This window comes from Saccharopolyspora sp. NPDC050389, from assembly GCF_040655595.1.
Lineage (GTDB): Bacteria > Actinomycetota > Actinomycetes > Mycobacteriales > Pseudonocardiaceae > Saccharopolyspora.
The window spans coordinates 1-19,609 of record NZ_JBFAKG010000009.1; the positions used below are offsets into that span (position 1 = coordinate 1).

Below are 19,609 nucleotides of genomic sequence, written 5' to 3' on the forward strand. Positions count from 1 at the left end.
TGGACGAGGACACGCACGCGGACCTGATCGCCGAGTACATCGGCCAAACCGCCCCGAAGGTCCGCGCCGCGGTGCCACGACAGGGCGTCCTCGGCGGTGACGAGGTGGACGGTGCGGCGCATCAGGTGGATCCGCACCACGCCCCGACCCGTCAACAGGTCGGAGAGCGCCGCCGGTGCGAACGCGCGCAGCCGGGACCAGAGCCCGACGAACGGTTCCTGCGGCTCCTGGGCTTGCAGGCCACCGAGGTGCGCGACGGCGTCGAGGGCAGGCATGTCGGCGCGGTCGAGCAGCAGCTGCCGGGCCAGCGTCGCGCGGTTGAGCGCCCGGGCGTCGAGAACGGTCATCGGGTCAACGCCTTTCCGATGGTCCGGACGCAGTCGTGGTCGGTCCTGGTGCCCAGGCGGTCGGGGCGAACCCGGACACCGGTCCGCCCCAGCTCGCGCATCTTCACAGCGACGCAGTTCCCTTCGTTTTCCGTGTCCGTCACCGGTCAGCTTGATGTCTGCCAGTCGAGCGTCTCGCGCAGGATGTCCGCGTGTCCGGCGTGCTGGGCGGTCTCGGCGATGATGTGCGTCAGCACCCGGCGCACGCTGCGCACCGCTCCTGGCTCGTTCCACGGCGCCTCCGGCAGCGGGTGCGGCGCCGACAGGTCGGGCACGGAGGCGATGATCTCCTCGCTTCGGGCGGCGACCTGCTCGTAGCGCTCGACGATTCCGGCCAGCGTTTCGCCGGGCAGCATCTGGAAGTCGTTCTGGTGGTCGATCGCCCACTGCGGGACCTCGCGCGCGGTACCGGCCGCGAGGTCAGCCCAGGTCACGCCGTCGGGCAGGGCGTAGCGCATCGCCGACGGGCCCTCGAGCGCGAAGCGCATCCATCCTTCCTCCATGGACGCGACGTGCTTGATCAGCCCGCCCAGGCACAGCGCGCTGACCGTCGGGCGCTCGCCGGCTTGCTCGTTGCTGAGCCCGCGCGTCGTGTTGGTCAGGGCGGATCGCGCGGTCGCGAGCGCGGCGAGCAGGTCAGCCCGCTCGCTGTCGAGGGTGGCGGTCACGCCCCTGTGGTTCTTCTCGTTGTTCGGCACGAGACCACAGTCGCAGGAGAAGCGGTCAGGAAGTGGCCGCTTCTCGGGGCAATATTGGGTCATGCCGAAGACATCAGCTCGACTGCTGTCGCTGCTCTCCCTGCTCCAGGCGCGCCGCGACTGGCCGGGGGCGCTGCTGGCGGAGCGGCTGGAGGTTAGCGAGCGCACCGTGCGCCGCGATGTCGACCGCTTGCGCGAGCTCGGCTATCCCGTAGTGGCCACCAAAGGTTCTGACGGCGGATACCGGCTCGACGCCGGCGCGGAACTGCCCCCGCTGCTGTTCGACGACGAGCAGGCCATCGCCCTCGCTGTCGCACTCCAGATCGCCGCCACCGCCGGTGCCGGCATCGAGGAAGCCGCGACGCGCGCGCTGAACACCGTCCGGCAGGTCATGCCCGCACGGCTGCGCTACCGGATCGACACTTTCCAGGTCACCGCCGTCGAGCCCGCGCCCCAGCCGACCCCGCAGGTCGACAGCGGCGTGCTCATGACGCTCAGCGCCGCCGTCCGCGCCCGCGAAGTGCTGCGCTTCGACTACAACCCCATATCCCCGTCAAGAGCGGGCGACAGCGGTGTGCAGGCCCCGCCGCGCCGGGTGCAGCCTCATCACCTCGTCACCTGGGGCGGGCGCTGGTATCTCGTCGCCTGGGATCTCGACCGCGAGGACTGGCGCACCTTCCGCGCGGACCGGATCACCCTGCGCATCCCAACAGGCCCCCGCTTCACGCCGCGCGAACTGCCCGGAGGCGACGTGGCGGCTTTCGTGGCCGGCAGGTTCCGGGGCTTCGACGGCTCCGGCGACTGGCCTTGCCGCGGCGAGGTGATCCTCGACGTGCCCGCTGCCGCGGTGTCTCCCTACGTCCGCGACGGAGTCGTCGAGGAGCTCGGCCCGAACCGCTGCCGGCTCGTCCTGGGCTCCTGGTCATGGCCCGGCCTGGCCGCCACCATCGGCAGGTTCGACGCGGACATCGAGGTCATCGGCCCGGTCGAGCTCAAAGACGCCTTCGCGCACCTGGCCCGCCGCTACGCCGACGCGGCGGGCAACGAGCACCGGTAGGGGAGCGCTGCTCGGTTGCAGCGCAATCCCTGTAACCGATATAACTAGTTACATGGCATTGAGCTGGAAGCTGGTCATCGACAGCACGAACGCACCCGTCCTCGCGGATTTCTGGGCCGCGGCCCTGGATTACGAGGTGGAAGACCCCAGCGCGCTCATCGAGCAGCTGCTGGCCGCCGGTCACATCGGCGAGGAGGCGGTCGTCGAGCACCGCGGCCGCAAGAACTTCCGCGGCTACGCCGCGGTCCGCCACCCGGAGGACTCGTTCGACGAGACCAGTGGCGTCGGCCGCGGCCGGCGACTGCTCTTCCAGGACGTGCCCGAGAGCAAGTCCTGCAAGAACCGCCTGCACGTCGACGTCCACAGCGAGCCAGGCGGCCGCGAGGAATTGGTGGCCCGGCTGGAGGAGCTGGGGGCGACCCGCGTCCGCGAGGTCGACCAGGGGCCCGCCGGGCACTGGTGGATTATGCAGGACCCCGAAGGCAACGAGTTCTGCGTGGCGTAGCACGGGGCCGCCAGGCTGGGCTCCGACTCGGCCCAGCCTGGCGAAATATTTTTACAACCATAATCATTTCAGTGTTGACCGAAATTAATCCTCCGGATGGAGGCTAAGCACATTAGCTCACCGACTAAGAATCCGCCTCAGACGTCCGAATCCGGGTCGAGGTAGGGGCCGCCGGCCACGCCGAAGGCGCGGACCGTGCTCAGGAGGTGCTCGCGCAGCCGGGCCTTGGCCAGCTCGGGGTCGCCGTCGCGGAGCGCGGCCGCGAGGTGCGCGTGCTGCTGCGTGATGCGGGGGCGCACGGCGTGGGTGCGGGCCATGGCGGTGATCCGCATCTGCTTGTCGCGCAGGGCGTTGTAGAGGTCGGCGACCACGGGGTTTCCGGCCGAGGCGACCAGGGTCGCGTGGAACGCGCGGTCGGTCTCGTGCATCTCGGCGTCGCTGAGCTCGGTGGCGTCGCAGGCAGGGTGCGTGGCGAGTTGCTCGCCGACTGCGGTCATCGCCTCGCGGCCCTGCATGGCGAGCTTGTCGATGGCGAAGCTCTCCAGCGCCAGCCGGGCTTCGACGACGGCTCGTGCCTCGGTGGGGGTCACCGGCACGACCAGTGCGCCGCGTTTCGGGTACAGCCGCAGGAACCCTTCGGTCTGCAGACGCAGGAACGCCTCCCGCACCGGGGTGCGCGACATCTGCAGCGCGGTCGCCACTTCACCCTCGGACAGCAGCTCGCCGTCGGGGTAGCTGCCGTCCAGCAGCCCGGCCTTGACGTGGTGGTACGCGCGGTCCGCGGCGGGGGGCTCGGGTGCGGCGGCAGTGGCGGAGGACACGGCTTCGCGTGGTGTTGCGCTCGACACGAGGTCATCGTACTTCCACCCAACTTGTATCTATGGTGAATACAAGATTTTCCAGGGGAGGAGTTTCCGGTGTCCGAGACCGTCATGACCGCGCCACCCGTCGGGAGGCAGGGTGATCGCCCCAGTTCGTCGAGGGTGGCGTGGCTGGTGTGGGGAGTCGGCGCGCTCTGCTACTGCGCGGCGCTGTTCCACCGGGCCAGCCTCGGCGTGGCGGCGCCGGAAGCGTTGCAACGCTTCGAAACCGGGCCCGCGGTCCTGGCGCTGTTCTCCGCGCTGCAGCTCGGTGTCTACCTGGTCCTGCAGGTGCCTTCGGGGCTGCTGGCCGACCGGCTCGGGCCGCGGAAGGTGATCACCGGGGGCATGGTCGCGATGGCCGTCGGGTCGGCGGTGTTCGCGCTCACCGGGTCGATCGTCGGCGGGATCGCCGGTCGCATGCTCATCGGCTTCGGTGACGCGTTCATGTTCACCAACGTGCTGCGGCTGGCCGCGCACTGGTTCCCGCCGCACCGGTTCGGCAAGGTCGCGGCCCTCACCGGGCTGGCGGGTGGCCTGGGGCAGGTCGTCTCGACGTTGCCGCTGGGCCTGGCGCTGCACAGCCTGGGCTGGGTGCCGACCTTCCTCGGCGCGGCTGGGCTGACGGTCGTGCTGGCGGTGGTCGCGGGGCTGGCGATCCGGGACCAGCCCGCGAACGTCCGGCCGGAGCACGATGCGCCGGAGTCGCCGGAGCGGATCATGCACACGTTGCGCCACGTGGTCGCGCAACGCGGCACCAAGCACTCCTACTGGGTGCACTTCGTGCTGATGTCGCAGTTCCTGGCGGTGACGACGCTGTGGGGCGGGCCGTGGCTGACGAAGTCGCAGGGGCACGGCCAGGCCGAGGTCGGTTCGCTGCTGATGCTCAGCGTGTTCGGGTTCATCGCGGGCTCGTGGTTCGCGGGCCAGTACATCTCCGGCCGGCCACAGCGGCGCGACCGGTTCACCCTCGGCCTGTCCGCCGTCGTGGTGCTGGTGTGGGCGGTGCTGGTCGGCTGGCCCGGGACGTTGCCGATGCCGGTGCTGGTGGTGGCGCTGGTGCTCGTCGGTGCCGGTGGTGGCGGGGCCATGCTGGCCTTCGACGGGGCGCGGATGGCCAACGCGGCGCAGCGCTCCGGAACCGCCTCGGGAGTGGTCAACATGGGCGGGTTCTCGGCGGCCGTGCTGATCCAGCTGCTGGTGGGCGCGGTGCTGCAGGCGGTATCGCAGCTGCCTGCGGGGCAGGCGTACCGCTGGGCGTTCGCGCCGGTGCTGGTGCTGATGGCGGTGGGCACCCTGGCGCAGTGGTTGCGGCGGCCGGTGAAGACGGACTGACTCGGCGAGCCGCCTTCACAGACCCGGCTGGGCGGCTAGGGTCGGTGGGCGGACGTGGCACCGGCCGGCCGACGACGGTCGGCTCAGCTATGGAGGCCTTGTTGACCACGGCTCTGGAACTGCACAACTTCGTCGGCGGCGAGCCCGCCGACACCTTGGCCGGAGAGACGCTGCCGCTGGTGGATCCGAGCACCGGCGAGGAATACGGCACTGCTCCGTTGACGCGTTGGATGGATGTGGACGCGGTGATGGCGGCCGCCTCATCGGCGTTCGAATCCTGGTCGCAGACGACGCCGCGGCAGCGGCAGCAGGTGCTGCTGGACGTCGCCGACGCCGTCGAGGAGCGGGCCGACGAGCTGGTGGTGGCGGAGTGCCGCAACACCGGCAAGCCCTGGTCGGTGGTGCGCGATGACGAGCTGCCGTTGGCGGTGGACCTGATCCGCTTCTACGCCGGGGCGGCGCGGGTGCAGGAGGACGGGGTCGGCGGCGAGTACCAGCCGGGGCACACGTCGTTCTCTCGGCGGGAGCCGATCGGGGTGTGCGCGCAGGTCACGTCGTGGACGCATCCGTTGTTGCTGGCCGTGGCGAAGTTCGCGCCGGCGTTGGCGGCCGGCAACACGGTGGTGCTCAAGCCCGCCGAGACGACGCCGGTGAGCATGGCGTTGCTGGCGGAGATCGCGGGCGGCTTCCTGCCTGCCGGGACGTTGAACGTGATCTGCGGCGATCGTGACAGCGGCCGGGCGATGGTGGCGCACGAGGTGCCCGGGATGTTCTCGATCACCGGCACGGTGCGGTCCGGGATGGAGGTCGCGGGTTCGGTGGCGGCCGATCTCAAGCGGGCGCACCTGCAGCTGGGCGGGAAGGCGCCTGCGGTGGTGTTCGACGATGCGGACGTGCCGCGGGCGGCGCGGCGGATCGCCCTGGCGGCCTTCGGGAACGCGGGGCAGAGCTGCACGGCGGCGAGCCGGGTGTTGGCTGGGCCGGCGGTGTTCGACGAGCTGGTGGCGGCGTTGGCGGAGTGGGCCGGGGCGATGCGGCCGGGGCCGCCGCAGGATCCGGATGCGGCGTTCGGGCCGTTGAACAGCCTGGGGCAGTTGGAGTTGGTGCAGGCGCATCTGGAGCGGCTGCCGGAGCACGCGCGGATCGTCGCGGGTGGGCGGCGCAAGGGGGAGCGGGGCTTCTTCCACGAGGCGACGGTGGTCGCCGGGGTGGAGCAGGACGACGAGTTGGTGCAGAACGAGGTGCTCGGGCCGGTGCTGACGGTGCAGCGCTTCGGCAGCGAGCAGGAGGCCGTGGAGCTGGCCAACGGGGTGCGCTACGGGCTGGTGTCGAGCATCTGGACGCGTGATCATGCGCGGGCGATGCGGGTGTCGCGGCGGATGCAGGCCGGGACGGTGTGGATCAACACGCACCATCCGTTCGTGGCGGAGATGCCGCACAGCGGGTTCAAGCATTCGGCGTCGGCGCGGGATTTCGGTCGCTACGGGCTGGAGGAGTACAGCCGGATCAAGCACGTGATGTCGGCCTGGGACGAGGAGTAGGGCCTGTTGAGGACTCGTTTCGCGTAGCGGTGCGGGTGGCGGCCCCCTGCGGGAGTTACGGCCGCCGTCTGGACTGTGGGATCCCCGATTTGTGTATGTCCAATACGTGGCTTCGGGGCTGTCCTCGCCAAGAACCCCGGCAGGGTGGGCGCTGCCTGAGAACCCGCGGCGGTGCGAGTTGCGTAGGTGGGCTAAGCAGCTGGCGCCGCTTCAAAGTCAACGAAACCCCCGGCCTGCAACATCCACGCCACCACATCTAAAACGGGCTCTGTTGGCGGGCCTTCATCCAGCGGTGCCGGTTTCCGGGGTGCGCATGGCGATGGCCAGCAGGGCGGCGGCCGAGCCGGTGAGCTGGAGGCCGGCGCGCCAGACAGCGTGCAGCGGTCGGTGCAGGTCGAGGGCCGTGACGGGGACGTCGACGAGGCGCTGTTCGACGAGGTCGGTGGCGACGGCGAGGACGCTGAGGACCGCGGGCCCGGCGCCGGCGACGACGGAGTTGCGCACCGCGGTGGTGGAGCGGAGTTCGAGCAGCGGGGTGACGGGCTCGGCGCCGACTTCGGTGAGGGCGCGGTGGAGGGTTTCGCGGGTGCCGGAGCCGTGTTCGCGCACGATCAGCGGCGTGGCGGCGAGTTCGGTGGCGGTCAGGGGGCGGCGCAGCCGGGCCCAGGGGTGTTCGGGTGGGGCGACGACGACCATGCGGTCGCGGGTGACGAACCGGACCGAGACGCCTTCGGGCGGTACCGGGGTTTCGATGAAGCCGAGGTCGGCGTGGCCGTGGCGGACGGCTTCGGCGACGGCCAGGGAGTTGGCGACGTCGAGTTCCAGGTGCACGTCGGGGAGGGTGGCGCGGAGCCGGCTGATCCAGCGGGGCGCGAGGTATTCGGCGACGGTCATGCTGGCGGCGACGCGGAGTTTGGCTTCGTGCTGGGCGCGCAGGGCGCGCACACCGTTCATCAGGCCGTCGACGTGGGCGAGGACTTGCTTGGCCCAGTCGCAGACCATGGTCCCGGCGGGGGTGAGCGTGCAGCCTTGGCGGGTGCGTTCCACCAGCGGGAGGGCGAGTTGGCGTTCCAGCCTGCCGAGCCGTTTGCTGGCGGAGGGCTGGCTGACGCGCAGTTCGGCCGCGGCGGCTCCGATGCTGCCGAGTTCGCCGACGAGGACCAGCAGCCGGAGCGATTCGGGGTCAGGCGGGGCCATGCCCACAGGATAGGTCAGTGGCCGAGTGGTTTCGGTCGGCTGTGGGCGGCTGCGCTGGTCGGGCATGCACTTTGGCTATGACGTCCTGTGCGGATCACGGCTACTGCAAGGGTGCTGCGGTGGCGAGTCTGGACGGGTGACGAAGACGTTCAGCTCGAAGCAGTCGGGTGCCGGTGTCGGTGTGTTGTGGCCGGGGCTTGCGGTGACCGCCGCGGCGATCGCGGTGTCCTTGGTGATCTCCGGGCTGGTCCCGGCGGTGAGCGCGTTGACCGCGGCGGTGGTGCTGGGCATCGTGGCCGGGAACGTGCCGGGGTTTCCGGTGGCGGCTAGGCCGGGCATCGCGTGGGCGACGAAGAAGCTGTTGCGCGTCGGGGTGGTGCTGCTGGGTTTGCAGCTGTCGGTGACGCAGGTGCTGGGGCTCGGTGCGGGCACCGTGGTGGCGGTGTTGCTGATCGTGGGTTTGACGTTTCTGGGGACGTTGCTGATCGGCCGGTTGATGCGGGTGCCGCGCGGGTTGTCGGTGTTGGTGGCGACGGGATTTTCGATCTGCGGTGCGTCGGCGGTGGCGGCGATGGAAAGCGTCGTCGAGCGCGATGACGAGGACGTGGCCACGAGTGTCGCGATGGTGACGGTGTTCGGGACGATCTCGATGCTGGCGTTGCCCGTGGTGGCCGGCGGGCTGGGGTTGTCGGCCGATGAGATCGGCCGGATCGCCGGTGGGAGCGTGCACGAGGTGGCGCAGGTGGTGGCGGCCGCGTCGCCGGCGGGCGGTGCGGCGGTGGCGGTCGCGGTGGTGGTCAAGCTGAGCAGGGTGGTGCTGCTGGCGCCGATGGTCACCGCGGTCAGCCTGGTGGAGCGCCGGCGTCGCAGTGCGGGCAGCGGCAAGCGGCCGCCGATCATGCCGTTGTTCGTGCTCGGTTTCCTGATCGCGGTGGCGGTGCGCAGTGTGGATGTGCTGCCGGTCGAGGTGCTCGATGGTGCGAAGCAGCTGACCACCCTGCTGTTGGCGGGTGCGTTGTTCGCGCTGGGATTCGGGGTGCGGATCAGGGCATTGCTTCGCAATGGGCCGAAGGCCTTTGCCCTGGCTGCCTGTTCCACTCTCCTGGTGACGGCGCTGGGCTTCGCCGCCATGCTCTCGCTGACGTGATCGAGGTCAGGGGGTTTGCGGGCGGAGCCGGGGCTGGGTTTGTTCGTAGGCGTGGGCCGCGCGGAGGATCTTCGCGTCGGAGTGGCGGGGGCCGACGATCTGCAGGCCGATCGGCAGCCCGTCGGTGGTGTGTCCACAGGGGACGCTGATGGCCGGCTGCTGGGTCATGTTGAACGGGTAGGTGAACGGGGTCCAGCTGGTCCAGCGCGGCTGGGGGGAGCCGGGCGGGACTTCCAGGCCCGCTTCGAATGCCGGGATCGGCACGGTCGGGGTCAGCAGCAGGTCGTAGGTCTGGTGGAAGGCGCCCATGCGCTGTCCCAGGAGCATCCGGGTGTTGGTGGCTTCCAGGTAGTCCTGGGCGGAGTAGGTGAGGCCTTGGCGGCAGATCTCGTGCAACCCGGGGTCGAGCAGTTCGCGCTGTTCGGCGGTGAGGTGTTCGACGGATTTGGCGGCGCCGGCGAACCACAGCACGTGGAAGTCCTCGACGGGATCGGTGATGCCGGGATCGACCTGCTCGACGACGGCGCCGAGTTCTTCGAAGGTGCGGGCGGCCGCGGTGATCGCGCGGGCCACGTCGGGGTCGACGGGGGTCCCGAAGCCGAGGTCGAGGCTGACCGCGATGCGCAGGCCGCGCACTCCGGCGTCGAGTCCGTCCACGAAGGACGCGATCGGTGGTTCGAGCGCGGACCAGTCGCGGCTGTCCGGTTCGGACAGCACGTCGAGCATCAGCGCGGTTTCGGTGACCGTGGCGGTCATCGGTCCGGCGTGGGCGAGGGTGCCGTAGGGGCTGGCGGGGTAGTGCGGGATCCGGCCGTAGGTGGCTTTGAGGGCGACGATGCCGCAGAACGAGGCGGGGATGCGCACCGATCCGCCGCCATCGGTGCCGATGGCCAGCGGCGCCATGCCCAGCGCGACGGCAGCGGCGGCGCCGCCGCTGGATCCGCCGGCGGTGCGGGTGGGGTCCCACGGGTTGCGGGTGATGCCTTGCAGCGGGCTGTCGGTGACGCCCTTCCACGCCAGCTCCGGTGTGGTGGTCTTGCCGACGAACACGGCGTTGTGCTCGCGCAGGCGGGCCACGGCCGGGGCGTCGGCGGTCCACTGCTGGTGCGGGTCGATGGTTCGGGAGCCGCGCAGCGTCGGCCAGTGCTTGGTGAGGAAGATGTCCTTGATCGAGGTCGGCACGCCGTCCAGCCGCCCGGCCGGTTCGCCGCGCTGCCAGCGCCGTTCGGACGCCCTGGCCTGGTCCATCGCGCGGTCGGCGTCGACCAGGCAGTAGGCGTTGACCGCCGGGTCGGCGTCGGCGATGCGGCGCAGCGCCGCCTCGGTGGCCTCCACCGGGGACAGTTCGCCCGCGGCGTATGCGGCGAGCAGTTCGGTGGCGGTGAGGTCGGCGACCGTGCGTTCGGCCGGGTGCGTGTTTGCCATCAGTGCTCCGTTCCGCTGACGTAACCCCGTTGCTTGTCGACCACGTTGCGCAGCTGCGTGCCGTCGGTGTAGCTGCGCAGGTTGGCGAGGAACAGGTCGACGAGTTCATCGATCCAGCCGACGGTGTCGCCGGACATGTGCGGGGAGACGAGCACGTTGGGCATCTCCCACAGCGGTGAGGTCTCCGGCAGCGGTTCGGTTTCGAAGACGTCCAGCGCCGCGCCGGCCAGCTGCCCGGCCTGCAGGGCGGCGATGAGGTCGGATTCGACGACGAGTTCGCCGCGGCCGACGTTGATCAGGCGCGCGGTGGGGCGGCAGTGGGCGAGGACCTCGGCGTCGACGAGTCCCTTGGTCTGCTCGGTGAGCGGGGCGGCGAGCACGATGTAGTCGAAGGCGCCGATGACGTGCGCGAGGTCGCTGGAGGCGTGCACGTCGCCGAAGTCGGGGTCGCCGCTGCGCCCGACGCGCCCGGCGCCGGACACGGTGAGCCCGGCGGCGGTGAGCTGGCGGGCGATGGCCCGGCCGATCGGCCCGGTGCCCGCGACGAGCGCGGACTTGCCTGCGATGCGTTCGGTCACGCGGTGCTGCCACTGCTTGCGGTCCTGCAGCCGCAGCGTGGTGTGGAGGTCTTTGGCGAAGGTGAGCACGGTGGCGAGCACGTACTCGGCCATCGGGCGGTCGAAGACGCCGCGGGAGTTGGTCAGCAGAACGTCGGAGTCCTGCAGGGCGGGGAACAGCAGCCGGTCGACTCCGGCGCTGGCGGCGTGGATCCAGCGCAGCGCGTCGGCGCGCGGCCACGCATCGGCGATCGCCTCGGAGCGGAAGGCCCAGACGAACAGCGCGTCGGCGCCGGGCAGCGCGGTGGGCAGCTCGTCGGCGGTGGCGTAGCGCAGCTCGGCGTGGGCTTGGATGCGGGCCATTTCCGCCGGTGGGGTCCCGCCGTGCAGGACGACGACCGTGGGAGTGCGGTGGATCATGACCTGACCTTAGGGGCGGTGGGGTGTGGAGGCCGGGCGGGGCTGATCGTCGGGCGCGCCGGGTAAAGAGTTTGTTTCGCCTGCGCTGAACGGGAAAACCGCTTCGGCGCGAGGCATTGACACGCTATGAAGCGTTCGTAGGATTGTCAACAATCCACGGGTACCCTCGGCAGCCGAGGCGATTCCCGACCACGCGCGGCCGAGCCGGGCGTGGCCGGGACCGGAGGAGATGAGCCAACAGTCCCCACTCCTGCGAACGGAAGATCACGATGCCCAGGTACCTGTCGATCACGCTGGAAAAGCGCGGTGTGTCCTGCGTGGCGGAACTGCTGGACAAGGATGCCCCCCGCACCTGCGAAGCCGTGTGGCAAGCGCTGCCCCAGGTCGGGCCGGTGCACCACGCCAAGTACGCGCGCAACGAGATCTACACGATGGTGCCGCGGTTCGCGGCGGAGGAACCAGGCCAGGAGAACCCGACGGTCACCCCGATCCCCGGCGACGTCGTGTACTTCTCCTTCCCCGGCGGCATGCTCGACCGCCAGTTCAAGGAGGAGAAGAACATCCACGAGCTGCCAGGCGTGATCGACCTGGCGATCTTCTACGGGCGGAACAACCTGCTGCTCAACGGAGACGTGGGCTGGGTGCCGGGCAACGTCTACGCCACCATCGTGGAGGGGCTGGACCGGATGGCCGAGGCGTGCAACGACGTCTGGCGGTCCGGCAGCATCGGCGAGACCCTCCGCTACGACCGCTACGACGGTTGACGGGGGAACAAATGCCGCCTGACTTCCTCGGGGCGGTATCGGGCCCGGAGCCGCAACGCGGCGTGGGAGTGATCGCCCCGTTCGACCTGGCGCTGGACCGCGAGCTGTGGCGGTGGACCCCAGCGGGCATCTCGCTGTATCTGACGCGAACGGCGTTCGTGCCGGTGCCGGTGACCGTCGAGCAGGCCAGCCTGGTCAGCGACGAGGCGGCGGTGCACGGCGCGACCCGTGACCTGCTGGTCCCGGAGCCGGAGGTGGTCGCCTACGCGTGCACCTCCGGCAGCTTCGTCAACGGGGCGACGGGGGAGCGGGCGCTGGTGGAGGTGATGCGGCAGGCCGGTGCGCCTGCCGCGGTCACCGCCTCCGGCGCGCTGGTGCAGGCCCTGCAGATGCTGGGCGCCGGCCGGATCTCGATCGCCACGCCGTACGTGGAGAGCGTGACCGAGCGGTTGCACGGCTTCCTCGACGAGCACGGCATCGACGTGGTCACCAGCGTCGGCCTGGGCCTGCTCGGCCAGATCTGGAAGGTCAACTACCGGCAGGTGGTGGACATCGTGCGCTCGGCCGACCGGCCGGAGGCCGAGGCGATGTTCATCAGCTGCACCAACCTGCCGACCTACGACATCATCGGGCCGCTGGAACAGGAGCTGGGCAAGCCGGTGCTGACGGCCAACCAGGTCACGATCTGGGCGGCGCTGCGCGAGATGGGGCTGCAGGCGGTGGCCCCGGAACAGCGGCTGATGCAGGTGGTGGACGCGCCGGCCGCGTGACGATCGCATCAAGATCGGGTTAGCCGCGGCGGACCCTGCGGTAACATTGTCAACAATCGACCGGTTGTGCGGTGTTGGCGTCGGCGGATCCGCAGCGGTGGTGACGGAAACGATGTCGACGAAGGATGGAGCTACCGGTGCCGTACACCGCAGGAATTCTCTACCCCGGCTACAGCGCCGAGGACGACTACCCCGCTCTCGAAGGGCTGCTCGGTGGTGGTATAGGGCTGCCTCTGGTGCACACCTTGATGCGTGAGGACGCGCATCGGGTCGACGCGCTGCTGGACATCGGCTCGGACGACGTGCTCGCCGACGGTGCGCGGCAGCTTCTGGATCACGGCGTGCAGTCGGTGATCTGGGCGTGCACCAGCGGCAGCTTCGTCTTCGGCCCGCAGGGCGCGCGGGAGCAGGTGGAGAAGCTGCAGGCCGTTACGGGGCTGCCGACCTCCAGCACGTCGTTCGCGTTCGTGCACGCCGCGGCGGCTTTGGGCCTGCGGCGGGTGGCGGTGGCCGCGACCTACCCGGACGACGTGGCCGCGAGGTTCGTGGAGTTCCTGCAGGCCGCCGGGCTGGAGGTGGTGCGGTTGTCCAGTCGGGGCATCATCACCGCCGCCGAGGTGGGCACGCTCGGGCGCGACGAGGTGCTGGAGTTCGCCGCGGCCAACGACGACGACCGGGCCGATGCGCTGCTGATGCCGGACACCGCGCTGCACACCGCGTCGTGGCTGGGCGAGCTGGAAGACCGGCTCGGCAAACCGGTGCTCACCGCCAACCAGGTCAGCGCCTGGGAGGCGCTGCGGCTGGCCGGTGATCGCGCGGCGCACGACGGATTGGGAAAGCTGTTCCGCGAGGGAGCAGGAGGGGAGCGCGATGCCTCCCCGGAATGAGGAGATGGTGTCAGGTGCTCGGGACCCACGAGCAGAACCAGCAGCCGGGTGAGTTAGAGCCGGTGCAGCGCAAGTCGACCGCGGCGATCGTGGCCGACCAGCTGCGGGCGGCGATCATGTACGGGTCGCTGCCGCCGGGCAGTCAGCTCGGCGAAGCCGAACTCGCCGCGCGGCTGGGCGTCAGCCGGGGGCCGCTGCGGGAGGCCATGCAGCGGCTGGTCGCCGAAGGGTTGCTGCGCAGTGAGCCGCACCGCGGGTTGTTCGTGATGACGCTGGACGCCGAGGACGTCCACGACATCTACCTGGCCCGGCTGGCGGTGGAGCGCGCCGCGTGCGAGCAGATCGTCCGCCACCACCGGGTGGAGGCGGTGGCGGAGCTGACCGCGGCGCAGAGCCGGATGGTCGCCGCGGCGGGCAAGGGCGACTCGATCGAGCTGGCCGACGCCGACCAGGAGTTCCACGAGACGCTGGTGCGGGTGTCGGGCAGCCCCCGGCTGCAGCGGATGGCGCAGACGCTGCTGGTGGAGAAGCGGATGTGCCTGACTGCGTTGCAGGACAAGTACCACGCGGACGTGCAGGCGTTGGTCGACGAGCACAAGGGGCTCGTCGACGCGATCGAGCTGGGCGACGAGCAGTTGCTGCTGGAGCGGTTGACGGGGCACATGACCGACGCGCTGGAGCGCCTCAACGGTTCTATGGAGAACTGACGCACATGATGCGGGGCGGGTCTCCTCCACGACGGAGGAAACCCGCCCCGCATCCTTGCTCAGAGGCCGCCGACGGCGACGTACTTGGTTTCCAGGAACTCGTCGATGCCGAACTTGCCGCCTTCGCGCCCCAGCCCGGAGTGCTTCACGCCGCCGAAGGGCGCCGCCGGGTTGGACACGATGCCCTGGTTGAGGCCGACCATGCCGCTCTCCAGCGCCTCCGACACACGCAGGCCGCGCTGCAGATCGCGGGTGTAGAGGTAGCTGACCAGGCCGTACTCGGTGTCGTTGGCCTGGGCGACGGCGGCCTGCTCGTCGGTGAAGGTGGTGATCGGCGCGACCGGCCCGAAGATCTCCTCCCGGCCCATCCGGGCCTCCACCGGCACGTTCGTCAGCACGGTCGGCTGGTAGAAGTAGCCGTCGCCGTCGCGGCCGGCGCCGCCGGTGACGACCTCGGCGCCGAGCTGCACGGCGTCGGCGACCAGTTCGGTGACCTTGCCCAGCTGTGTGTCGTCGATCAGCGGGCCCACCTGGACCTCGTCGGTGACGCCGCGGCCCACCCGCAGGCCGCTCATCCGCTCGGCCAGCCGCCGGGAGAACTCCGCGGCGACGTCGGCGTGCACGTAGAACCGGTTGGCCGCCGTGCAGGCCTCGCCGATGTTGCGCATCTTGGCCAGCATCGCGCCGTCGACCGCGGCGTCCAGGTCGGCGTCGGGGAAGACCAGGAACGGCGCGTTGCCGCCCAGCTCCAGCGACACCTTGAGCACCTGGTCGGCGGACTGCTCGATGAGTTTGCGGCCCACCGCGGTGGAACCGGTGAACGACAGCTTGCGGGCGCGGCCGTCGCGGATCATCGGCTCCATCAGCTTGCCCGCGCTGCGCGAGGTGACCACGTTGAGGACGCCGTCGGGCAGCCCGGCCTCGATGAGGATCTCGGCCAGCGCCAGCATCGACAGCGGCGTCTGGTGCGCCGGCTTGATCACCGAGGTGCAGCCCGCGGCGATGGCCGGGCCGATCTTGCGGGTGCCCATCGCCATCGGGAAGTTCCACGGGGTGATCAGCAGCGCCGGGCCGACCGGCTGGCGCATCACCAGGAACCGGCCGCTGCCGTTGGGCGCCACCGCGTAGTCGCCGCCGATGCGCACGGCCTCCTCGGAGAACCAGCGGAAGAACTCCGCCGCGTAGGTGACCTCGGCGCGCGACTCGGTCAGCGGCTTGCCCATCTCCAGCGTCATCAGCAGCGCGAGGTCCTCGTGCCGCTGCATGATCAGCTCGAAGGCTCGGCGCAGGATCTCGCCGCGCTCGCGGGGCGGGTGCTTGGCCCACTGCGGCTGGGCGTCGGCCGCGGCCGCCAGCGCCGCCAGCCCGTCGTGCGGGGAGGCGTCGGCGACCGAGCACAGCGCCCGGCCGGTGGAGGGATCTTCGACCTCGAAGCTGCGGTCTCCGTCGGCGTCGCGCCATTTGCCGCCGATGAGCAGTTGCTTGGGCGCGGCGTCGACGACGGCGGCCTCTCGTGGGTGCTGTTCGGTTGAGATCGTCATGGCAACGGCGAACCCTTCTGCCTCGGGTAGTGGACAGCGACGCTCGGTGATGGTTGCATGTCAGCGGAGATTGTCAACAATCCTACATTCTGCACGTCTCTAAGCTTGGAGTCGATCATGGCTGAGCTCTCGCCGGTGCTGAAGCAGGCCACGCCGGTCCTGGCCGCCCGCGGTGAAGGCGTCTACCTCTACGACGAGCAGGATCGCCGCTACCTGGACTTCACCGCCGGGATCGGGGTCACCAGCACGGGACACTGCCACCCGCGCGTGGTCGAGGCAGCCCAGCGCCAGGTGGGTACCCTCATCCACGGCCAGTACACGACCGTCATGCACCGGCCCCTGCTGCGGCTGACCGAACGCCTCGGCGAAGTGCTGCCGGACGGCCTGGACCGGCTGTTCTACGTCAACTCCGGCAGCGAAGCGGTGGAGGCCTCGGTCCGGCTGGCCCGCCAGGCCACCGGACGGCAGAACATCGTCGCCTTCCAGGGTGGCTTCCACGGGCGCACGATGGGCGCCGGCGCGCTCACCAGCTCCGGGGTGAAGGTGCGGGCCGGGATCGGCCCGATGATGCCCGGCGTCGTGTTCACCCCGTTCCCCGAGGCCTACCGGCACCGCTGCAGCGAGGCCGACGCGGTGCGCTACGCGCTGGCCGAGTTCGACCAGCTGCTGGTCACCGTCAGCTCCCCGCGCGACACCGCCGCGATCATCATCGAACCGGTGCTCGGCGAGGGCGGCTACATCCCCGCGCCGCCGGAGTTCCTCGCCGGCCTGCGGGAACGCGCCGACCGGCACGGCATCCTGCTGATCGTCGACGAGGTGCAGACCGGCGTCGGGCGCACCGGCCGGTTCTGGGGCCACGACCACGCTGGCATCCGCCCCGACATCCTGATCACCGCCAAGGGCCTGGCCAGCGGCTTCCCGCTGTCGGCCATCGCCGCGTCGGAGGCGCTGATGAGCCAGGCCTGGCCCGGCTCGCAGGGCGGCACCTACGGCGGCAACGCGGTGGCCGCCGCGGCGGCGCTGGCCACCCTCGACGTGGTGCGGGACGAGCAGCTCGTCGAAAACGCCGCCGAACAGGGCGCCCGGCTGCAGGAAGGCCTGCGCAAGGTCGCCGCCGAACACCCGGTGATCGGCGACGTGCGCGGGCTGGGCCTGATGCTCGGCAACGAGTTCAGCACTCCCGAGGGCGCACCGGACACCGCGACGGCCACCCGCGCGCACCAGGCCGCCGCCCAGCGCGGGCTGCTGCTGCTTACCTGCGGCCCGCACGGCAACGTGGTGCGGATGATCCCGCCGCTGATCGTCACCGCCGAACAGGTCGACGACGCCGTCGGGCTGTGGGCGGAATCGGTGCGCGACGCCGTCAACGGCTGACCACCCCGGCTGTGGTGGGTGTGAGGTCGCGCTCACGCCCACCACCAGCCGAAACGAGTGGTCTCCGATCACCGTTCGGTAGCGGTGGGTGATTCCCCTGCGGTCGTCTGCGATGCTTCACGCCAAACCGGCGCGTGCGGGGCGCGCCGGATCGGACCGACGCGGGTGTGTGCATGAGCGACTGGTCGGCGGGGCAACCGCCGAGGAGCCGGAGGCCGCAAAGCGGCGGCGAGAGGTACGACTACTACCGGGGCGCCCCGAGCGGGCCGCCGCCGGGACGGCGTCCGCCGCCTCCGCCGCATCGAGGTCCCCGGCGGCCGGTGGACGACGAACCGCCACCGCTGCCGCCGCGGCGCAAGCAGAAGCGGTGGGGCCGGCGCATCGGCATCACGCTGGTGGTGCTGGTGCTGCTGCTGGGCGGCCTGGTGATCTACTTCGACAGCATGCTGCAGCGCACCGACGCGCTGTCGTTCGGCGGCCAGGCCCCGGACTCGTCCGGCTCCAACTGGCTGCTGGTCGGCTCCGACAGCCGTGAAGGCCTCGATGAGGCGCAGCGCGAAGAACTGTCGGCCGGCGACGCCGGCGGGCAGCGCACCGACAGCGTGATGCTGGTGCACATCCCCAGCGGCGGCGGCCAGCCGGCGCTGATCAGCCTGCCTCGCGACTCGTACGTGGAAATCCCGGGGCACGGCAAGACCAAGCTCAACGCGGCGTTCTCCTTCGGCGGGCCGCAGCTGCTGGCCGAGACCGTGGAGAAGGCCACCGGGGTGCACATCGACCACTACGCGGAAATCGGCTTCGGCGGGTTCGCCGACCTGGTCAACGCCGTCGGCGGGGTCGAGATCTGCCTGGACAAGCCGATGGACGACGAGATGGCCAACGCGCACCTGCCGGCCGGCTGCCAGGAGCTGGACGGCCCGCAGGCGCTGGCCTTCGTACGGGCGCGCTACTCGCTCAAGGGCGGTGACCTGGAGCGGGCGGAGAACCAGCGCAAACTGCTGGGCGCCCTGGTCAACAAGGCGACCAGCCCGTCGACGCTGTTCAACCCGTTCCGGCTGTTCCCGCTGGCCTCCAGCGCGAGCGGAACGTTCGTGGTCAACGACAGCGACCACCTGTGGCACCTGGCGTCGCTGGGGCTGGCGATGGGCGACATCAGCGGCGGGGAGGGCGTGACCACCAGTGCCCCGTTCGGGCGCTTCGGCAGGGACTCCGACGGTGGCTCGGTGATCGTCTGGGACTCCAAGGACGCCGGCCGCATGTTCGACGCGATCGCCAACGACCAACCCATCCCGCCGGACCTGCTCAACAAGTAGACCGCGCGACGAACGATGCGGGCCGCTCCGGAAGTCCGGAGCGGCCCGCATCGCCGTTGGGAGGGACGGTCAGGAGATGAATCGCTTGAGCTGCTTGCTGCTGCCGTTGAAGGTGTCCTGCCCACCGGGGAAGGTGCCCTTGTCGTTGTGCTGCCAGATGGTCTGGTAGTTCCAGCCGGCCGGCAGCGCGCCGAGGTCGGACCCGTAGCGGGCGATCCACAGCGGGTTGTTCGGGGCGAAGTCCGGGTTGGACGCGGTGCAGCGGTTCCACCAGTTGGTCGTGGTGTAGATGACCGGGAAGCGCCCGGTCCGGCCGTGGTAGGTGTTGCTGAAGTCGGCGATCCACCGCGACATCGCGGCCGGGTCCAGGCCGTAGCAGGCCTCGCCGTAGGGGTTGTACTCGATGTCCAGCGCCCCGGGCAGGGTGCGCCCGTCGCGGTGCCAGCCACCGCCGTTGTCGACGAAGAAGTTGGCCTGGTCGTGGCCGTTGGAGCGGTCCGGCAGCCCGAAGTGGTAGGAGCCGCGGGTCATGCCGACGTCGTGGGAACCGTCGTACTGCTGGGCGAAGCGGGCATTGCGGAAACCGGTGCCCTCGGTGGCCTTGACGTAGGCGAACCGGGCGCCGTCGGCCCAGGCCCGGGGCCAGTCGACGTCGCCCTGATGGCCGCTGACGTCCATTCCGGACACCGCACCGGCGGGGAGGTAACGCGGTTGGGCGTCGCGGCCGCCTTCCACGCTGTAGCCCGCCCACGCGCCGTTGGGATCTTCGGGGCTCAGCCGCGGCGTGGTGGGCGACTGCTCGGCGTGGGCCGTGCCACCGGCCAGCGCCGCTGCGGCGATCATCGCCGCGAGAAGGGCCGCGGTCCTACGTGGACGGCGGGAAACGTTGCGGGCCAGGCGTCGCCGATTGCGGCTGCCGACCGGACCGCGGGATTTGCAGAGCACTGCACTCGCCTCCTCACCAAAACAGGCATCGTCGTCGAGTGGGACCGAGAGTCCGAGGTGTCGGACCGGGTGGGGTAGCGGATCTTGCGCGTTGGGAGAATAACCCGCAGTTTGCGGGCCCGCTGGGTCCCGGCACGGCGTTTCGCCGGATTTGCCCCATGTGGACACTGCGTGCGTCCA

General features: G+C 70.6%; 19 protein-coding genes. 11 read left to right on the plus strand and 8 right to left on the minus strand.

The genetic code is table 11. The features are described 5' to 3' along the window. Both AB0I53_RS07890 and AB0I53_RS07895 read right to left on the minus strand, forming a co-directional pair. A partial coding sequence (locus AB0I53_RS07890) for a crosslink repair DNA glycosylase YcaQ family protein (RefSeq protein ID WP_358598198.1) occupies window positions 1–347 on the minus strand: 347 nt, incomplete at its 3' end. Window positions 348–493: 146 nt separating this feature from the next. After that, complete coding sequence (locus AB0I53_RS07895) at window positions 494–1,054, minus strand: DinB family protein (RefSeq protein ID WP_358598651.1); 561 nt, start codon at window positions 1,052–1,054, stop codon at window positions 494–496. 91 nt (window positions 1,055–1,145) lie between these two features. On the opposite strand from AB0I53_RS07895, the gene AB0I53_RS07900 reads away from it, so the two are divergent. Together AB0I53_RS07900 and AB0I53_RS07905 are read left to right on the plus strand one after the other, a co-directional pair. Continuing rightward, complete coding sequence (locus AB0I53_RS07900; protein WP_358598201.1) at window positions 1,146–2,141, plus strand: WYL domain-containing protein; 996 nt, start codon at window positions 1,146–1,148, stop codon at window positions 2,139–2,141. A 52-nt stretch (window positions 2,142–2,193) separates the two neighbouring features. Further along, complete coding sequence (locus AB0I53_RS07905) at window positions 2,194–2,646, plus strand: VOC family protein (RefSeq protein ID WP_358598204.1); 453 nt, start codon at window positions 2,194–2,196, stop codon at window positions 2,644–2,646. Between the two features lie 137 nt (window positions 2,647–2,783). Here AB0I53_RS07905 and AB0I53_RS07910 read toward each other — a convergent pair whose 3' ends face one another. Continuing rightward, window positions 2,784–3,494: a GntR family transcriptional regulator gene (locus tag AB0I53_RS07910; protein ID WP_358598206.1), complete on the minus strand. Its 711-nt coding sequence runs from the start codon at window positions 3,492–3,494 to the stop codon at window positions 2,784–2,786. 69 nt (window positions 3,495–3,563) lie between these two features. Between AB0I53_RS07910 and AB0I53_RS07915 the strand changes: the two genes are divergently transcribed. After that, on the plus strand, window positions 3,564–4,841 hold the full coding sequence (locus AB0I53_RS07915) for an MFS transporter (RefSeq protein WP_358598208.1): 1,278 nt from the start codon (window positions 3,564–3,566) through the stop codon (window positions 4,839–4,841). An 89-nt stretch (window positions 4,842–4,930) separates the two neighbouring features. Next, entirely contained in the window at window positions 4,931–6,382 is a 1,452-nt protein-coding gene (locus AB0I53_RS07920; RefSeq protein WP_358598211.1) for a gamma-aminobutyraldehyde dehydrogenase, read from the plus strand. Window positions 6,383–6,664: 282 nt separating this feature from the next. Here the strand turns inward: AB0I53_RS07920 and AB0I53_RS07925 are convergent, their stop codons facing one another. Further along, window positions 6,665–7,579, minus strand: coding sequence for a LysR family transcriptional regulator (locus AB0I53_RS07925; protein ID WP_358598214.1), 915 nt, complete (start codon window positions 7,577–7,579; stop codon window positions 6,665–6,667). Window positions 7,580–7,760: 181 nt separating this feature from the next. Between AB0I53_RS07925 and AB0I53_RS07930 the strand changes: the two genes are divergently transcribed. Continuing rightward, a complete protein-coding gene (locus AB0I53_RS07930) occupies window positions 7,761–8,726 on the plus strand; it encodes a putative sulfate exporter family transporter (RefSeq protein ID WP_358598653.1) in 966 nt (321 codons plus the stop codon). A gap of 6 nt (window positions 8,727–8,732) precedes the next feature. On the opposite strand, the gene AB0I53_RS07935 is transcribed toward AB0I53_RS07930, so the two are convergent. Next, complete coding sequence (locus tag AB0I53_RS07935) at window positions 8,733–10,151, minus strand: amidase (RefSeq protein ID WP_358598217.1); 1,419 nt, start codon at window positions 10,149–10,151, stop codon at window positions 8,733–8,735. Next, entirely contained in the window at window positions 10,151–11,128 is a 978-nt protein-coding gene (locus AB0I53_RS07940; RefSeq protein WP_358598220.1) for a D-2-hydroxyacid dehydrogenase, read from the minus strand. The genes AB0I53_RS07935 and AB0I53_RS07940 overlap by 1 nt, the downstream gene beginning before the upstream one ends. Before the next feature lie 269 nt (window positions 11,129–11,397). On the opposite strand from AB0I53_RS07940, the gene AB0I53_RS07945 reads away from it, so the two are divergent. From AB0I53_RS07945 to AB0I53_RS07960, 4 genes are all read left to right on the plus strand, one after another. Next, window positions 11,398–11,892, plus strand: coding sequence for a DUF3830 family protein (locus AB0I53_RS07945; RefSeq protein WP_358598223.1), 495 nt, complete (start codon window positions 11,398–11,400; stop codon window positions 11,890–11,892). Between the two features lie 11 nt (window positions 11,893–11,903). Continuing rightward, window positions 11,904–12,662, plus strand: a complete 759-nt coding sequence (locus tag AB0I53_RS07950; protein WP_358598226.1) for an Asp/Glu racemase — start codon at window positions 11,904–11,906, stop codon at window positions 12,660–12,662. A 125-nt stretch (window positions 12,663–12,787) separates the two neighbouring features. Further along, window positions 12,788–13,549, plus strand: a complete 762-nt coding sequence (locus tag AB0I53_RS07955; RefSeq protein WP_358598229.1) for a maleate cis-trans isomerase — start codon at window positions 12,788–12,790, stop codon at window positions 13,547–13,549. Window positions 13,550–13,563: 14 nt separating this feature from the next. Beyond that, a complete protein-coding gene (locus AB0I53_RS07960) occupies window positions 13,564–14,256 on the plus strand; it encodes a GntR family transcriptional regulator (protein ID WP_358598231.1) in 693 nt (230 codons plus the stop codon). 59 nt (window positions 14,257–14,315) lie between these two features. Here the strand turns inward: AB0I53_RS07960 and AB0I53_RS07965 are convergent, their stop codons facing one another. Beyond that, window positions 14,316–15,797, minus strand: a complete 1,482-nt coding sequence (locus AB0I53_RS07965; protein ID WP_358598234.1) for an NAD-dependent succinate-semialdehyde dehydrogenase — start codon at window positions 15,795–15,797, stop codon at window positions 14,316–14,318. Between the two features lie 117 nt (window positions 15,798–15,914). On the opposite strand from AB0I53_RS07965, the gene AB0I53_RS07970 reads away from it, so the two are divergent. Together AB0I53_RS07970 and AB0I53_RS07975 are read left to right on the plus strand one after the other, a co-directional pair. Continuing rightward, window positions 15,915–17,171, plus strand: a complete 1,257-nt coding sequence (locus AB0I53_RS07970; protein ID WP_358598237.1) for an aspartate aminotransferase family protein — start codon at window positions 15,915–15,917, stop codon at window positions 17,169–17,171. A 320-nt stretch (window positions 17,172–17,491) separates the two neighbouring features. Then, window positions 17,492–18,484 (plus strand): LCP family protein, encoded by a 993-nt coding sequence (locus AB0I53_RS07975; RefSeq protein WP_358598239.1) that lies wholly within the window; start codon window positions 17,492–17,494, stop codon window positions 18,482–18,484. 69 nt (window positions 18,485–18,553) lie between these two features. On the opposite strand, the gene AB0I53_RS07980 is transcribed toward AB0I53_RS07975, so the two are convergent. Further along, entirely contained in the window at window positions 18,554–19,327 is a 774-nt protein-coding gene (locus AB0I53_RS07980) for a lysozyme (RefSeq protein WP_358598242.1), read from the minus strand. Window positions 19,328–19,609: the final 282 nt, after the last annotated feature.